12 protein-coding genes are annotated in these 16,256 nt (G+C 72.3%); 3 read left to right on the top strand and 9 right to left on the bottom strand.

Annotated elements, in window-relative coordinates:
• Positions 1-35 precede the first annotated feature (35 nt).
• Entirely contained in the window at positions 36-1,436 is a 1,401-nt protein-coding gene (locus tag ACIBK5_RS04260) for a cytochrome P450 (protein ID WP_399015968.1), read from the top strand.
• A gap of 50 nt (positions 1,437-1,486) precedes the next feature.
• Here the strand turns inward: ACIBK5_RS04260 and ACIBK5_RS04255 are convergent, their stop codons facing one another.
• From ACIBK5_RS04255 to ACIBK5_RS04230, 6 genes are read right to left on the bottom strand one after another with little or no spacing between them, the layout of a single operon-like run.
• A complete protein-coding gene (locus ACIBK5_RS04255) occupies positions 1,487-2,305 on the bottom strand; it encodes an ABC transporter ATP-binding protein (RefSeq protein WP_399015966.1) in 819 nt (272 codons plus the stop codon).
• A complete protein-coding gene (locus tag ACIBK5_RS04250) occupies positions 2,302-3,267 on the bottom strand; it encodes an ABC transporter ATP-binding protein (RefSeq protein WP_399015964.1) in 966 nt (321 codons plus the stop codon). The genes ACIBK5_RS04255 and ACIBK5_RS04250 overlap by 4 nt, the downstream gene beginning before the upstream one ends.
• A complete protein-coding gene (locus tag ACIBK5_RS04245; protein WP_399015961.1) occupies positions 3,267-4,109 on the bottom strand; it encodes an ABC transporter permease in 843 nt (280 codons plus the stop codon). The genes ACIBK5_RS04250 and ACIBK5_RS04245 overlap by 1 nt, the downstream gene beginning before the upstream one ends.
• Positions 4,106-5,059, bottom strand: coding sequence for an ABC transporter permease (locus ACIBK5_RS04240; RefSeq protein ID WP_399015959.1), 954 nt, complete (start codon positions 5,057-5,059; stop codon positions 4,106-4,108). Before ACIBK5_RS04240 ends, ACIBK5_RS04245 begins: the two co-directional genes overlap by 4 nt.
• Before the next feature lie 5 nt (positions 5,060-5,064).
• Positions 5,065-6,711, bottom strand: a complete 1,647-nt coding sequence (locus tag ACIBK5_RS04235) for an ABC transporter substrate-binding protein (RefSeq protein WP_399015956.1) — start codon at positions 6,709-6,711, stop codon at positions 5,065-5,067.
• Positions 6,712-6,724: 13 nt separating this feature from the next.
• The gene (locus ACIBK5_RS04230) at positions 6,725-7,918 is read right to left on the bottom strand and encodes a C45 family autoproteolytic acyltransferase/hydolase (protein ID WP_399015954.1); all 1,194 of its coding nucleotides are present in this window, start codon (positions 7,916-7,918) and stop codon (positions 6,725-6,727) included.
• Between the two features lie 117 nt (positions 7,919-8,035).
• Here ACIBK5_RS04230 and ACIBK5_RS04225 point away from each other — a divergent pair, with 117 nt between their 5' ends.
• Together ACIBK5_RS04225 and ACIBK5_RS04220 are read left to right on the top strand one after the other, a co-directional pair.
• On the top strand, positions 8,036-8,950 hold the full coding sequence (locus tag ACIBK5_RS04225; protein WP_399015951.1) for a MurR/RpiR family transcriptional regulator: 915 nt from the start codon (positions 8,036-8,038) through the stop codon (positions 8,948-8,950).
• A gap of 127 nt (positions 8,951-9,077) precedes the next feature.
• Positions 9,078-10,559: an MFS transporter gene (locus ACIBK5_RS04220; protein ID WP_399016252.1), complete on the top strand. Its 1,482-nt coding sequence runs from the start codon at positions 9,078-9,080 to the stop codon at positions 10,557-10,559.
• 20 nt (positions 10,560-10,579) lie between these two features.
• On the opposite strand, the gene ACIBK5_RS04215 is transcribed toward ACIBK5_RS04220, so the two are convergent.
• The 3 genes from ACIBK5_RS04215 to ACIBK5_RS04205 all read right to left on the bottom strand — a co-directional run bounded on the left by ACIBK5_RS04215 (position 10,580) and on the right by ACIBK5_RS04205 (position 16,172).
• Entirely contained in the window at positions 10,580-13,489 is a 2,910-nt protein-coding gene (locus tag ACIBK5_RS04215; RefSeq protein WP_399015949.1) for an ATP-binding protein, read from the bottom strand.
• A gap of 207 nt (positions 13,490-13,696) precedes the next feature.
• Positions 13,697-14,704 carry a (-)-alpha-amorphene synthase gene (locus ACIBK5_RS04210; RefSeq protein WP_399015947.1) on the bottom strand — a complete coding sequence of 336 codons (1,008 nt, stop codon included), beginning with the start codon at positions 14,702-14,704 and terminating at the stop codon, positions 13,697-13,699.
• Positions 14,688-16,172 (bottom strand): cytochrome P450, encoded by a 1,485-nt coding sequence (locus ACIBK5_RS04205; RefSeq protein WP_399015945.1) that lies wholly within the window; start codon positions 16,170-16,172, stop codon positions 14,688-14,690. The genes ACIBK5_RS04210 and ACIBK5_RS04205 overlap by 17 nt, the downstream gene beginning before the upstream one ends.
• Positions 16,173-16,256: the final 84 nt, after the last annotated feature.

Raw genomic sequence — 16,256 nt, 5'->3', positions numbered from 1 at the left:
GCCGGTACGGGGCGTGTCGGAGGGGTGGCAAGACGATGGAATCCCAGTGGGGTGACGGCGGATCCGTGGACCTGGACGACACGCGGCTGGAGACCTTGAGTCCCGAACCGCTGCTGACCCGGGACTACGAGACACGTCCCTCGCTCGTGTACGAGCGGCTGAGGAACGAACACGGCCCCGTCGCGCCGGTCGATCTGCTGGGAGTGCCCGCCTGGCTGGTCCTGGGCTACCGCGAGTCGCTCCAGGTGCTCCAGGACAACGACGGCTTCCCGAAGGGGCTGGAGAACTGGCGGGCCCGCTCCGAGGGCAGGGTGCCGGCCGACTGGCCGCTCGGACCCTCCCTTGAGGTCAACCACATCCTGATCCAGGGCGGCCCCGGCTACCGGCCGCTGCGGTCCGCGTGGGACGTGGCCCTCAAGCCGTTCCAGGACCCGCGCCACCCGCAGGCGAAGCGCCTGAAGTCCGCCGTCACCGCCTACGCCGACGAACTGATCACCCTGGTGGGACAGGGCGGCAAGACTGGTGTGGCGGACCTGTCGGCGCAGTTCTCCCGGCCGCTGCCGCTGATGGTGGCGAGCCATCTGCTCGGCTTCCCCGGCTCGCAGGGCGACGACGCGCTGATGGACATGTGGCGTGTGCTCGACGCGGGCCCGGACGCCGAGGCCGCGCTGGAGCGGCTGCTCGCGACCCTGGCGGAACTGGCCGCGGGGAAGCTCCAGAAGCCGGGCGACGACTTCCCCTCGTACCTGCTCGCCGCGCACCCGGACCTGTCGCTCGACCATCTCGCCCGCGAACTGTTCATGCTGCTGGGCATGACCTCCGACCATGTCGGCATCCTCATCTCCAACACGGTCGTCGAGGTCATCTCGGGGGAGAGCAGCGTGCGGGCCAGTCTGTCCGCCGGGATGGTCAGGGAGACCATGAACCGGGTGGTGATGCGCAAGCCGCCCCTGGTGAACTTCGTCCCGCGCTTCGCGGCCCAGGACACCCCGCTCGGCAACTACACCATCCGGGCCGGGGACCCGGTGTGGGTGTCCCCGGGCGCCGCGCACGCCGATCCGCTCTTCGCCGACCACGTGGCCTCCGGCACCACCATCAGCACCCGGGCGCATCTGTCCTGGGGAGCCGGACCGCGGCAGTGCCCGGCCCGGGAACTCGCCTCGGCGGTAGCGGCGGCCGGGGTGGGGCGCCTGTTCGAGCGGTTCGACCACCTCGACCTCGCCCTGCCCGCCGACCAACTGCCCTGGCGTTCCTCCCCGTTCATGCGGGGCCTGCGCTCGCTGCCCGTACGGTACGAACTCGCCTCGGCGCCGGTGCGGCCGGCGGCGGACGACCCCGCGCCGGGCGTGGCGGAGGAGGTCCTGCCGGACCCGACCGCCCGGCAGCGCTCCTCGCTGTGGCGCTACCTGACGGGCCTGATCCGAGGCGGCCGCTGAGGCCGCACACGGGACCGACGACGGTGTCGCGCGCTGCACGTCCCGGCGCCTCAGGAGGTCAGTGCGGCGGCCCGGGCCGCGACCGCCGTGGCCGGGTCCCAGCCCTCGCCGGGGACGGCCGCGAGCAGCAGCCGGGTGTACGGGTGGGCCGGGTCGGTGAGCACCTGCCGGGTCGGGCCCTGTTCGACGATCCGGCCCTGGCGCATCACCAGCACGTCGTCGGTGATGTGCTGGACCACCGCCAGGTCGTGCCCGACGAAGACGAGCGCGACCCCGGTGTCCCGGCGGATCTCGTCGAGCAGCCGCAGGATCTGGGCCTGGATAGACACGTCCAGGGCGGCCACGGCCTCGTCCAGGACCAGCACGCGCGGGCCCGGGGCGAGCGCCCGGGCGATCGCGAGGCGCTGGCGCTGGCCGCCCGAGAGCTGCCGGGGCCGGGCCGCTGCCTCCCGTTCGCCGAGGCCGACCCGGTCGAGGAGGTCCGCGGCCAGGTCCTCGTCCCGGCCGTGCAGGCGCAGCGCGGTGCGCAGACACCGGTCGGCCGTCAGCCGCGGGTCGAGTGAGACGTAGGGGTCCTGGAAGACCATCTGGATCTCCCGGGCGCGGGCCAGCCGTGCCGCCTTGCGCCGGGGCGTGCGCGCCTCCCGCGGGCGTCCGTCGACGCTGACGGTGCCGGCGTCGGGCCGCACCAGCCCGACCAGCATCCGCGCCACCGTCGTCTTGCCGGACCCGGACTCCCCGACGATCCCCAGCGAGCCGCCCCGGGGCACCTCGAACGACACCTCCTCGGCGGCGGTGAGCCGGCCGCGGCCGGGCAGGGAGTAGGACTTGCGCAGGCCGTCGGCGACCAGCAGGGGACCGTCGGTCATGGCGTGCTCCTTTCGGCCGAGGCCACCGCGGTGGCCACCGCGGCCGGTATCCGGCGGCAGGCTGCCGTTCCGCCGTCCGGGAGTTCCGCCGCCGTCGGCCGCCAGGTCTCGCACTCCGGCTCGGCGTCGGGACAGCGGGCGGCGAACGGGCAGCCGGGGAAGGCGTCGGACAGGGACGGCGGGCGGCCCGGGATGGGCAGCAGGGTGTGGGAGGTGTCGCCCAGGGTGGGCGAGCAGGAGAGCAGCCCTCGGGTGTAGGGATGCGCGGGGTCGCCGAACAGCGCCTCGGCGGTGCGCTCCTCGACGACCCGGCCGGCGTACATGACGTACACGCGGTCGCAGTACGCGGCGGCCAGGTGCAGGTCGTGCGTGATGAACAGCATCCCGGCCCCCTGCTCCGCGCGCAGGGTACGCAGCAGGGAGAGGATCTCCGCCTGGGTGGTGACGTCGAGCGCGCTGGTGGCCTCGTCGGCGAGCAGCAGCCGGGGCCGCACGGCCAGGGCACCCGCGATGACGACCCGCTGGAGCATGCCGCCGGACAGCTCGTGCGGGCGCTGCCGCAGCCGGCGTTCCGGGTCGGAGAGGCCGACGGCGGCGAGGAGTTCCACGGCCCGGGCACGGTCGGCGCCGCGCTCGCGGAGGAAGTCCCCGATACGGCGCACGGGGTTGAGGGCGGCGCGCGGGTCCTGGTGGACCATGGCGACCGCACGGGCCCGGTGGCGGCGCAGGTCCTCGCCGGTGAGGGCGAGGACGTCCGCCTCGCCGGCCCGGACGGAGCCGGAGGCCGTGGCCCCGTCAGGCAGCAGGCCGAGGGCGGCCTTCGCCGTGGTCGACTTGCCCGAGCCGGACTCACCGACCAGGCCGACGACCTCGCCCGGGGCCACGCGCAGGGACACCTCGTCGAGGAGCGGCCGGGCCGCGCCCGGGAGCTGGACCGTGAGGTGGTCGAGGGTGAGCAGCATCAGTTCCGCCCTCCGAGCCGGTCGGCCGCCCAGACACCGACGACGTTGAACGAGACGACGACCAGGGCGATCGCCGTGCCGGGCACGAGGGCGGGCAGCAGCGCGCCCTGGACGACGGCGGCCTGGCCCTCCTGCACCATCAGACCCCAGTCGGAGCTGGGCGGCTGGGCGCCGAAGCCGAGGTAGGACAGCGTGGCGAGCGACATGAGCGCCTCACCGAACAGCACCACCAGGTAACCGGCGACCGACCGGCCCAGGTTCGGCACCAGGTAGCGCGCGCAGATCCGGGCGCCGCCCATGCCCTGGACGCGGTAGGCGTCGACATACGGCTTGCGGCACTCGGAAAGGGCCAGTGAGCGCGTGTACTTGGCGACCGTCGGCGTGTAGGCGAGACCCAGGGCCAGCACGGACGTGGTCATGCCGGTGCCGAAGACCGCGATGATCAGGACGGTGAACAGCAGCCCGGGGAAGGCGTACATCACATCCGTCAGCCGGGAGACGAACGCGTCCGTCCAGCCGCCCCGCCAGGCCGCCAGTACCCCGAGGGTGACGCCGAGCACCGCGGCCACCCCGAGGAGCAGCAACGGGGCGATGAGGCTGGTGCGGGCGCCGTACAGCACGCGGGAGAGGAGGTCCTGGCCCGAGGAGTCGGTGCCCAGGAAGTGGTCGGGGCCCGTGCCGGCGAGCGAGGCGGACAGGTCGATGGCGTCGGGGGCGTAGGGCGCCAGCAGCGGGGCCAGCACGGCGGCCAGGACCACCAGGCCCAGGAATCCGCCGGCCACCAGCACACCCACGGGGCGGTGGGGGCGTACGCGGACGGGAGCGAGGGTGAGCGCGGTCATGCGGTACGGGCCTCCTCGCGGACGCGCGGGTCGAGCAGCGGATGGACCAGGTCGACGACGGTGGTGACGACGACATAGCCGGTGACCATGAGCAGCAGCACGGCCTGCGCCACCGGGAAGTCGTGGGTGTTGATCGCGCCGACCAGCAGTGAGCCGATGCCGCTGATGCCGAAGGCGGTCTCGACGACGACCGTCCCTGCGAGCATCCCGGCCATCACCAGGCCGCACATGGTGACGATGGGGCCGAGCGCGTTGCGCAGCACATGACGGCGGACGATGTCCCGCTCCGGGATGCCGGAGGCCCGGGCCGCCTCGACGTGGTCGGAGGCCGCGGCGTCCGCCATGGCCTGCCGGGTGACCCGGCTGATGAGCGCGAGTGCGCCGAGGGCCAGCGACAGCGCGGGCAGCGTCAGATGGTGCAGGGTCCCGGCGAAGCCGCTGCCGGCACCCGTCACCGGGAACCAGCCCAGCTGCACGCCGAACAGCGACACGAGGGCGATCGCCGCGACGAACGACGGCACGGACGCGGCGAGCGTGGTCCCGCCGACCACCGCGGAGTCGACCCAGGTGGACTGCCGGATCGCGGCGAGGATGCCGGAGCCCACGCCGAGGACGACGAACAGCACGGTGGCGTAGGCGACCAGTTCGACGGTGGTGGGCAGCCGGGCCGCGATCAGGTCGGCCACCTGGTCGCCGTACTTGAAGGAGCGGCCGAGGTCGAGGTGGACGCAGTCGGCGAGCCAGCGCCCGTACTGCACGACCAGGGGCTCGTCGAGGTGGTACTGGGCGCGGACGGCCGCGAGCCGCTCGGGGGTGAGCTCGTCGCGACCGCCGGCCAGGAAGACGGCGGGGTCGCCGGGGGCCGCGTAGACGGCCGCGAAGATGACGAAGGAGGCGGCGAGAAGCGTGGCCAGGAAACCGGCCAGTCGCCGTACGATCCGGGCGGCCATGCGCCTCAGCCCTTCCGAGCGCCGAGGCCGGCCGCCCACGGGTAGTACAGATAGGCCTGGGAGGCGGGCGCCCCGGTCAGTTCGCTGTTCAGCACCAGCACCGAGGGCACCTGGGCCACGGGGATCCAGACCGCCGCGTCGGTGAACCGCTTCTGCACGTCGATCGCGAGGGCGGCACGCTTCGCGTCGTCCAGCGTGGACAACGCCTGGTGCACCTTCTTGTCGTAGGTGGCGTCCTTGAAGCCGATCCAGTTGTTGGAGGAGTCGGACAGGCCGTTGTCGTAGAAGCCCATGGGGTCCGACTTGGAGATGTACCAGTCGCCCACCAGGACGTCGATGCCGGCGCGGGCCCGCGGGTCGCTGTAGAACTCCTCGAACTGGGTGGTCGGCACCGTCTTGATCTCGCCCTTGAGCCCGATGCGCTGGAGGGCGGCGCGCAGGGCGTTGGCGACGACGGTCCGGCCCTGGCTGGCGTCGGTGCCGATGACGATCGGGGCCGCCGGCGCTCCGGCCTCCTTCACGAGCTTCTTGGCCTCGGCGATGTCGTCCGCGTCGGGCGAGGCGGGCGCGCCCGCCTCCAGCCGCTTCTGCGCGGCGGCGAACTCCGGCTTCGCGTAGCCCCAGGAGCCGGAGCCGACCGGGCTCGCCCACGGCTGGACCAGGCCTCCGTAGCCGGACTTGGCGATACCGGCGCGGTCCAGGGCGAGGGACACGGCGCGCCGGACGCGCGGGTCCTTCAGACCGCCGCGTTCGGCGGGGATGAGGTCGAGGGTGGCGGTGGAGGGGCCGTAGTACTGGCTGAGGCCCTTGACGTCGCGCAGCGCGGAGGCGGTGTTGGGCGACTCGGCGAAGGTGCCGTCGGCCGCGCCGGTCTTCAGCGCGTTCACCAGGGCACTGTCGGACGCCCAGCGGAAGACGACCTCCTTGGTCAGCGGCTGCTCCCCCCAGTAGCCGTCGTAGGCGCGGATGGTGATCGAGTCACCGGACTTCCAGCCCGTCAGCTCGAACGGGCCCGAGCAGGCGTCGCCCTGGCCGGGGGTGCCGAAGTCCTTCCCGGCCTTCTCCACCTGCTCCTTGTTCCAGACGATGCCGGCGTCGCCGGCGAGGGCCTTGGTGAACAGCGCGTCGGGCTGCTCGAAGCGGACGGTGATCTCGTCGGGGCCCGTCTTCGTCATGGCGGAGACGTTGGTGAACTCGTCGCTCTGTTCCATGTCCGGGTCGGCGTGCCGCTTCAGGCTCCACAGGACGTCGTCGGCGGTGAGCTTCGAGCCGTCGTGGAAGGTGACACCGGAGCGGACCTTCAGGACGAGGGTCCTGTCGTCGGGCGTCGTCGCCTTCTCGGCGAGGAACGGCTTGACGGTCATGTCGGGCTGGAGCTGGTAGAGCCGCTCGCAGACGTTGGTGAGGACGACCCGGCCGGCGCTGGAGCCCTGGCTGTCGAGGTCGAGGGAGTCGGGCTCGTCCTCCAGCAGCCAGTTCACCTTCTGCACGGGGCCCTGTGCGGCGGGGGTGGTCGGCGTGAGCTTCAGCCGCGCGGCGTCGACCGGGCTGCCGCCGGTCGTGGCGGTGTCGGCGCCGCTGCATCCGACGGCGGTGAGGAGCCCGGTGACGACCAGGCCGCAGGTCACCGTCCCGCGTGAGTTTCTGTTCATCGGCGTTTCTCTTTCAGCTGGTGCGGCGGGCCGCGGAGCCGTCGGGGCCGTCGTAGAGGTTCCAGGGAAGGTGCTGGTAGTCGCGGTCACAAGGGGTGCCCGCTGTGACGTGGTAGTCGCCGGTGGTCAGGTCCACGCAGGAGGAGACCAGTGTGGCCCAGTGCTCCACGGCGGGCCTGCGGGTGTCGGGGTGCGTGCACAGCGACTCGGGCAGCCCGAGGTGGTCGGAGAGGGCCTGCTTGATCAGCTTCCGGGACTCGTCGGGGCCCGTGGAGCCGCGCAGCGCCCGCAGGCCCTCCTCGGCGCGGGGGACACGGACCAGCGAGTCCGGGGAGAGGGGGCGGTAGTCGGCGGCGATGGCCGCGGGCACGCCCGCCTGGTAGTGGTTGCCGTGCACCAACAGACCGTCGGTCGGATACATCCAGCCGTAGCCCGCGGGGGTCGTCTCGAGATCGACGGCGAAGCCCTCGCGGCAGGTCAGCAGCGCGTTGGAGGCGATATGGGCCCGGGTGCGGCACAGCACGTCGAGGGCGTCGGTGATCGCGTGCTGGTCGAGGACGCTGCGGCGCACGACGGTCTGCGGCAGGCCGACCGCGTCGTCGAAGCGCCCGCCGAGCCCGTTGGCGTTGAGGGCGATCCCGGCGGAGTTCGCTCCCTGGCGGCCGATCTGGCCCGCCTCGACCTGCATGATCAGGGTCGGCGCGGGCGGCTGCACGATCCGCAGCATGACGACCGTGCCGGCGGCCGCGGCCCGCCAGTCCCAGTTCTGGCCCGCCCAGACGTGCCCGTCGCCGCTGGCGGGGCCGTAGGCGGCGAAGGAGGTGCAGCCCTCGGCGGGCTCCTCCTCGACGACTGCGGCGTCCGTGCCCGAGTCCGCCTCCATGGTCGCGAACGACTGGTCGTAGAGCACCTCGCCGCGTGCGTTGAGGGCGAGCACGTCGAGCAGGGAGACCCCGGCGCCCTCGGCGGTGCCGCGCATCTCCTCCAGCAGGTGCGGGGCGTAGGAGCCGACCGGCTCCTGCCAGCGGGCGGCGCGGGCGGTGACCTGCTCCCAGGTCAGGCCCGCCGAGTGGCCGAAGGCCTCCTCGTAGTAGGCGAGCGCGGTGTGCAGCCGGTCGCGGACGGCCTCGCCGTACTGGCGGCCGCGCTCGACCGGGGTGCCGGAGATCTCGACGAGAGGGAGGGACGGGGACGCTGGGGGTGCCATTGTTCTCCTCGCAGTGGAGGGCTGTGTGCCGCACCGACGTGCTGTAACGTCGATTACGAAAACTGCTCCTCTTGGAATGCGTTGTCCAGGAGAGTAACGGCCGACACGAGGAAGTCAATGCCTGTAACGGAGATTTCAGAGCCCGGGGATCTGGGAGAGGGCGTGGCCCGCCTCCGCGCTGCCGTCCGCGACCACTGGGAGGCCCTGTCCGCCTCCGAGCGCACGGTCGCCCAGTACCTGGCGAGCGCCCCCGTGGAACAGCTGCTGTTCGCCAGCGCCCAGGAACTGGGCACGGCCAGCGGCACCAGCAACGCCACGGTCGTCCGTGCCCTGCAGCGCCTCGGCTACGGGGGACTTCCCGCCCTCAAGCGCGAGCTGGCCACCGGCTTCACCGCGGCGGTGGCACCCGAGGTGCGGCTCAAGCAGCGCATCGCCCACGTCGGGCGTGACCTGGACGGCATCTGGGGCGATGTGCTCGACGAGGCCCAGGAGCGGATCGAGCAGACCCGGCGGCTCACCGGCCAGGACTCGCTGCGGGCGGCGGTCGCGGCGCTGGCGGACGCCGGGGAGGTCCACTGCTTCGGCATCGCCGCCTCCGAAGCGGCCGCCCGGCACCTGGCGCTCGCGCTCGGCCGTATCGGCCGCCGCTCCCGGTTCCTCGACGCGACCGGCTTCGCCCTCGCCGACCATCTGCTCGGCCTGCGCCAGGGCGACGCCGTGGTGATCTTCCAGCCCGGACGCGCCCTCACCGAGCTGACCGTCCTCGTCGAGCGGGCCCGCGCGGTCGGGGCCCGCGTCGTGCTCGTCACGGACGAGTTGGGCGAGGAGTTCGGCGACCGCGTCGACGCCGTCCTCACCGCGCCGCACACCCCGACCGGCATCACCTCGGAGGCGCTCACCGCGCTGGTCGTGGCCGATGTCCTGCTGCTGGCCCTGACGACCCTGGACGAGGAACGCGCCGTGGACACGTCGCACCAACTGACCGTTCTGCGCGAGCAACTGCTGTCACCGAAGGGCAACCGCAGGAGCTGACGGTGATCGAGTGGTGAGGCCCAGGAGGCGGGCGTACCGTCGAACGGTGGACACCGCAGGCAGCGGCCCGCAGCCGGCTTCACCACAGGCGGCCACCACCAGGGAATCCGGTGGTGGCGGAAGCGCGATGGCACTCCTCGTCCTCGCCTCGTGCCAGCTGATGGTGGTCCTCGACATCACCATCGTGAACATCGCGCTGCCGCACATCCAGAGCGCGCTGGACTTCTCCACCACGAGCCTGTCGTGGGTGGTGAGCGCCTACACCCTCACCTTCGGCGGCCTGCTGCTGCTCGGCGGCCGGGCCGGCGACATCCTGGGCAGGCGGCGCGTCTTCATCTTCGGCGTGCTGCTGTTCGTGCTGGCCTCCCTGCTCGGCGGGTTCGCCCAGAACTCCGGCCAACTCCTCGGCGCCCGCGCCCTGCAGGGCGTCGGCGGCGCCATCGCGTCCCCCACCGCCCTCGCCCTGATCAGCACGACCTTCCGCGAGGGGCCGGAACGCAACCGCGCCTTCGGGGTCTTCGCCGCGGTCTCGGCCGGCGGCGGCGCGATCGGCCTGCTCGCGGGCGGGATGCTGGTGGAGTGGCTGAACTGGCGGTGGGTGCTGTTCGTCAACGTGCCCATCGGCCTGCTCATCGTGCTCGCCACACCCAAGTGGATCAGGGAGTCCGAACGCCACCCCGGCCGCTTCGACCTCAGCGGCGCGCTCACTTCCACCGCGGGCATGGTGCTGCTCGTCTACGGGTTCATCAGGGCTGCGGATGACGGCTGGCGAGACGCGCTCACGCTGGCCTCGTTCGCCGGGGCGGTCGTGCTGCTCGCGGCGTTCATCCTGATCGAGCGGCGCTCCAGACAGCCCATCACGCCCCTGCACATGTTCGCCGACCGCAACCGCGCGGGCACATACGGCATCATGCTGTGCCTGGCCGCCGCGATCTTCGGCATGTTCTTCTTCCTCACGCTCTTCGTGCAGAACGTGCTGGAGTTCAGCCCCATCGAAGCCGGCCTCGCCTTCCTGCCGGTCAGCGCGGTCATCGCGATCGGCGCGGGACTGGCCTCGCGGTTCCTGCCCGTCTACGGGCCCAAGCCGTTCATGGTGGTGGGCGCGATCCTGGCGGCCGCCGGCCTCGCCTGGCTCACCCTCACCGACGTGCACTCCACCTACGCGGGCAGTGTCCTCGGCCCGATGCTCGTCTTCAGCCTGGGCATGGGCATGGAGTTCGTGTCGCTGACCCTCATGGCGCTGTCCAACGTGTCCACACCGGAGACCGGCGCGGCCTCCGGACTGCTCAACGCCACCCAGCAGGTCGGCGGCTCGCTCGGCCTGTCCATCCTGGTCACGATGTACGGGACGGCCAGCACCAACGAGGCGGAGAAGCAGATCCCGGACTTCCTCCGGCAGGCGACCCCCGCCGAGCGACTGCGGTTCGAGCAGACCGGGCAGCTGCCGAAACCCTGGTCCGACGAGATCCTCACCGCCGGTGTCTCGGCCGCCTTCATCATGGCGGCGATCTTCACCGCCGTCGCCGCGCTGATCGCCCTGGTCGTCATCCAGGTCCGCCCCTCCGACCTCGAACGCCTGAAGGGCGGGGCGGGCCCCGGCCCGATGTGATCCCCGCCCCCTCGGGCCCGCTACCGCCCGGGCCGGCGGCAGTTCTCCAGAGCGTCGGCGAGGCCCGCCGTGTCCGTGCCGAGCTTGCGGTACACGGAGGACAGCAGCTGCCGCACGCCCTGCTCGGTGATCCGCAGCTCCTTCGCGACCACCGGCGCCGGGTGGCCTTGGGCCGTCTTCTCGGCGGCACGGCGTTCCGGGCCCGTCAGCATGTCCGTCTGCGCGTAGCGCAGGGGCAGCGGGCGCAGTCCCGCGGCGGAGAGCTCCCGTCTGGCCCGGGCGGCCAGACCGTCGGCACCGCAGTGCACCGCTCCCTCCAGTCCCTGGTAGAGCCGGTCGGCGGCGTCGTGCAGCTCGCCGCTGCGGACCAGCGCGGAGCCATGGCCCACCAGGGCACGGGCCAGCTCGTACGCCGCGGGCGACCGCTCCAGATGATCGACGGCCTGGGTGTGCAGATCGAGCGCCGCCTGCCCGCCCGTCACCTCCGCCTGCACACGCAGCGCCTGGCCGATCGCGGACGCCGCACCGAAGTCCCGGGCTCGCTTGGTGGCGTCCTGGGCGTGCAGCACCGCCTGGTCGGGCGCGGTGCGGGCCAGTGCCGAGGCCAGTCCCAGCTGCCAGGGGCACCACGAGGGGTTGTGCCAGTCCCGCGACTCCAGCCAGTCCCCGACCCTGGACAGCAGGTGCGCCGCCTCGGCGAGTCGCCCCTCCGCCAGGAGCAGCTCGGCGTACACCGTGCGGGGGTCGGGGAAGATGACGGCGTTGGGGACCACGTCGCCGTAGTGGTAGGTGTCGGCGAGGCGGCGCGCGGCGGTGGTCCGCCCGCGGGCCAGCAGGATCTGGATGAGAATGCCGATGGCGAACCACTGGGCGGGCACCGCCCCTTCGACGCGCTCGGCGGTGTGCAGCCCGGCCCGGACGAGTTCCTCGGCCTCGGGCAGGCAGCCACGGCGGTAGCGGATATAGCCCAGAAGCGTCTGGCCCTGCGCCAGATGGGAGCCGCGCCACCCCCTGTGCTCGCACTCGGCCATCCCGTCGGCGAACAGTTCCTCGGCCCGCCGCGGCTGGTCGCAGTACATGAACAGCAGGGCGACCGCGGCGGGCACCTCGAAGCCGCGGTTCTCGTCGGTCCAGCTCATCCCTCCGCTCAGGGCATCCTCGGCGAACGCGAGGGCGCTCCGCCGCGGCTCGCCGCGCACGAGGGCGTCCCACGCCCGCAGACCGAGGATGTAGCGCTCCTCCAGGCCCCGGCCGGTCAGCTTGGCGGACAGTCGTGCCAGCCGGCGGGAGCGGGCGGACGAGTCGGGCTCGTCGGCGCGGAAGGCGCTCCACACGAAGTGATCCGCCTGCATACGCAGTCTGACGCGTGGGTTGGTGGCGCGCCGCGCCTCGTCGGCGGCGACGGTCGCGGCCTCGGTCAGCCGGTCGGTGTGGGCCAGCGCCTGGGTGAGCCGGTAGACGATGGAGGCGCGCAGGTCGGGGTCGATTCCGGGTTGCTTCAGCGCCTCCCGGAGGTGGTTCACCGTGGCCGTGGGCTCGATCAGGAAGGTCGAGGAGGCCAGTTCGTGGAGCAGGGCGGCGCGTTCCTCGGCAGGGGGTGGTTCCCGCAGCGCCCGGGTCAGTACGCGCCGGGCGGCTTCCGGGGCTCCGGCGCGGAGGTGCTCACGCGCGGCGGCGCGCAGGCACGCGACCGTCTCGGGCCGGCCGTCGCAGGGCACCTCCAGCAGGTGACGGGCGGCGGTGGTGGGGTCTGACTCGACCGTCTGGGCGGCGTTGGCGGCCGCGTCGTGCATGCCGACGCGCAGGCTCGGGGGGATGTCGTGGTAGACCGTCGTGGCGATCAGCGGATGGACGAACTCCAGGGCGCCCGCGGGCTCGTGGGCGTCGGTGAGGACGCGGCAGTCGCGCAGCTTCTCGGTCGCTTCCTCGGCCTCCGCGCTGCCGATCACCGCGAGGTCGGCGGCGGCCTCCGGTGAGAAGGGCCCGCCCAGGACGGCGCCGGCCCACGCGAAACGGAGGGTGCGCGGGCCGAGCCGCTTGAGGCGCTCGATCAGGCCGGGCCCCTTGACCGCCGCCGCGAGGTCCCGCATGACGGGCACATCGTCCTGGGTTCCCCGCACCCGCCGCTCACGGAGTCCGATGGCCAGTTCGACCGCTTCGAAGGGGATTCCGTTGGTGACCGTCCAGCACTCGCCGCAGAACTCGTCCTCGGCTTCCTCGCCCACCTCCTCCCTGATGATCCGCGCCACACCGGCCTCGCCGAGCGGGGAGAGCAGGTGCGGGCGCTGCTCGTGGCGTTCGACGAGCGTGCGGAAGGACGTCGCGTCGGGCGGGAGTTCGTCCGGCCGGTAGCCGAGGACCACCAGGAGCGGGAGGTCCGCGACCCGGGGTGCGAAGGAGGCGAGCCAGTCGAGGGATTCGGTGTCGGCCCAGTGCAGGTCGTCCAGGAGCAGAACGACGGGCGCGTTCAGCATCGTCAGGCGCGTCATGACCCAGTCGAGGCCGTCGCGCACTCCGGTCGGGTCCGGCATCCGAGCGGTGTCCGTCGCCTCGAGACCGAGCGCGGCACCGACGATGTCGTACCAACTGCCCAGGAACTCCCGGCGTTCCGTCCCGCTCATCTGGGCCAGGACGGGCTGCATGACCTGGCGGACGACGCGGAACGCCAGCCCCTGCTCGTTCTCGCCGCCCTTGCCCGAGAACACCGTGAACCCCTGTGCGGCGGCGCGGGCGCGCGCCGCCGCGATCAGTGTCGTCTTGCCCAGCCCGGCCACCCCCGTGAAGGCGAGCAGCCCGCCGCGCGGTGTCCGGGGCACGCCCCCGACGGTGTCCCGGAGATCCGCCAGTGCGCGATCGATGGCCTGGAGCTCCTCGTCGCGTTCGAGGAGAGGCCGGTGTTCGGTGATCGGTTGCCGCAGCCCATGGGCCATGTGGTCTACCGCTTCCTGTCGTTGCTCCCCGCCGGACGGGGCGAGCGTACGCCCAGAAACAGGTCGTTTGGCCGGGGCGTAACAGGAGGTAGACAGGGAGAGTGAACTTCCCGCAGGACCGCTTTGTGTCCCTGCCTTTCGGGGTAACGTGGTCCGTTTCCGCCCCTTTCGGGATCCCTGTGGGGAGGCGACCGGTCGGGCCAGCGGTCAGAGTCCTGCGGGCGCCGCCATCGTGTCGGCGTACCGCGGCACGGTACGGGACCAGAAGTAGCATCCGCGGATCCAGCCGGCCATGCCCTCCACATAGCCGACGGCGGACGGGCTCAACTCCGGCCTGATCTCACCGTAGAGCTCCTCGAACTCGCGGATCGTGCGGTTGATGTGCCGTACGGCCAGGGTGACGGCCACCGGCAGGGAGCACCGGTGTGTGCGCTGGTAGGCGAGGGCCAGGTTGATCATGCCGCCCGCGCGCTGTTCCTTCACCGCGGAGAAGAGGTCGGGTATCCACACCGCCGCGTCGGCCGACAGCCGGGTCAGGCGTCGCATGACGGGGTGATGGATCTCCTCCGGGGTCAGTTCGCACGGCTGGGCGGCCTCGCACAGCGGGTAGAACGGCTCGACGCCGGCGATGAGGGAACGTATGGACCGGCACAGCCCGCTGCTCACCGGGTCGGAATGGACCTGGGCCGCCGCTTCGTACAGGAGGCCGTGCACGTACTCACGGCTGTGCCAGGCCCATCGCGCGGCCTGATCGGGTGTGCACCGCTGCCGGACCTGCCGGTGCAGGTCGGCCAGGGCGGCCCCGAGCGGGGTGGTGGGCGGCCGGCCGTCCCGCAGGATCGCGACGCTCTCGCACAGCATGGGCAGCAGCAGGCCGGGCGAGCGTCGGCCGACGTCTTCCGCCCGGTCGTCGAAGACGAACTGGTAGGCGATCTGGTTGGCCACGATCTGGAGAAGCCCGGAATCCATGTCCGGACTGTTGTATGCCGCGAGTTCGGCGGGACGCGTATAGGAGATCATGGCCGCCACTGCCGGGTCATCGGTCAAACCCCAGGTCCTGAGCCATGAGTCGACGCCCGCCGACGCTTCGGACGCGTGGGGATTGCGCTCGAACGGGAATGGCATGTAGAGGTTCGCGTCGATCAGTTCCCGGAGATTGACCGCCTGAATTCCGACCTGTGCGGCGAGCGGTATTTCCTCATGCGTCGTGGACATCGTTGCCACCTGCCGTTCGGGAGTTGAGGGCGACGGGGCAGGCGGCTGCCCGGGGTGCGCGGGAATCCGCGCCCGGCGGTGTGCCCGCCGGCCTCCTGACTCGCGGTTCGCAGGTCATGACCAGTCCCCTCGGACCCAACGACGCCGCGGGGCGCAGTCGTTCCTCGTAGCCGGGCAGATGGCGCAGCCGCCAGTGGCGGGTGATGAACGAGACGGCCACCATGGCCTCCGTCATCGCGAGCGTCTCCCCGATGCACTTCCGGCGGCCCGCTCCGAACGGGATCATCGCTCCGGGGCGGACCGCGACGTCCTGCCCGGGCAGCCAGCGGTCGGGGAGGAAGCGATCGGGGTCGGGGAACAGGGCGGGGTCGTGGTGCAGGAGGTACGGGCTGAACACGACCGTGGCGCCCCGCGGGAGCCGGTGTCCGGCGAGCTCCGTCTCCTTGGTGGCGACGCGGGTGAAGAGCCAGCCGGGCGGGCGGTGGCGCAGGGTCTCGGTGACGACGCTCCGTGTGTGGACGAGGCGCGGCAGTTCCTCGGAGCCAGGCGGCCGTCCTGAAGCGAGCACGGCGTCGACCTCGGAGTGCAGCCGGCGTTCCTCCTCGGGATGCCGCCCCACCAGTTCCAGGGCCGAGGAGAGGCACAGGGCGGTGCTCTCGGCGCCGGCGAACATCAGCGTGATCACCTGCCCGTGGACCTCCCTGTCGCTGATCGCCGTCCCCACGCCGTCGCCCCGTGCCGCCGCCAGCAGGGTTCCCAGCAGATCGTCCCGGTCGTCCTGGCCGGTGTCGCGCCGGCGTTCGGCGACAGCAGCGTCGACGATCGCGCGCAGCCGGTCGGAGGCGTGCCGGTAGCGCCGGTTCGCCGGGGTGGGGACACGGAACAGGGCGTCGACCGGCATCACCGTGCGGACGAACATGCCGCGGACCACGGTGGCCAGGCACCCGCGCATCTCGTCGGCGGTCGCGGTGCCGAGCGAGTCGGAGAAGAGGAGGCGGCTGATCACACGTGTCGACAGGTCCATCATGGTCGCGCTGACGTCGACCGCCTGCCCGCCCCGCCACCCGCGGCACACCGACTCCACTTCCTCGCCCATCAGTTGCACCTGGCCTGCGACACGGGCCTTGCGGAAGCCGGGCTGGAGCAGCCTGCGCTGGCGCCGGTGATCCTGATGGCGGCAGGTGCCGACGCCGTCCCCGAGTAATGTCCGCAGCCGGTCGTAGAGCGGGCCGCCCTTGTCGAACGTCTCCGGGTCTCCGAGCACCTGGTGGACGAGATCCGGGTGACAGGCCATCCAGGCGCGCTGCGGACCCAGGCGTATTTCGACCAGATCCCCGTGCGCGGGCAGAGATTCCAGAAAAGCCAGCGGCCGACGGACCAAGTCGATACCGTGGCCCAGGAATGGGAATATGCCTGGAGCAGTGCCCACTGTCCAATTTCGGGCCGGTCCGGGAACGGAGCCGCTCATCGAAAACCACCTGCCTCAGTCGGCACACAGGATTGCGGTGCGGTCGCACCGATTTGACGCTCGCCACAGTCCTGCCCAGTGAAA

This window comes from Streptomyces sp. NPDC050546 (assembly GCF_044457425.1).
In the GTDB taxonomy this organism is placed as follows: domain Bacteria; phylum Actinomycetota; class Actinomycetes; order Streptomycetales; family Streptomycetaceae; genus Streptomyces.
Note: the sequence above shows the minus strand (reverse complement) of the source record. Positions and strands in the feature narration are given on the sequence as shown.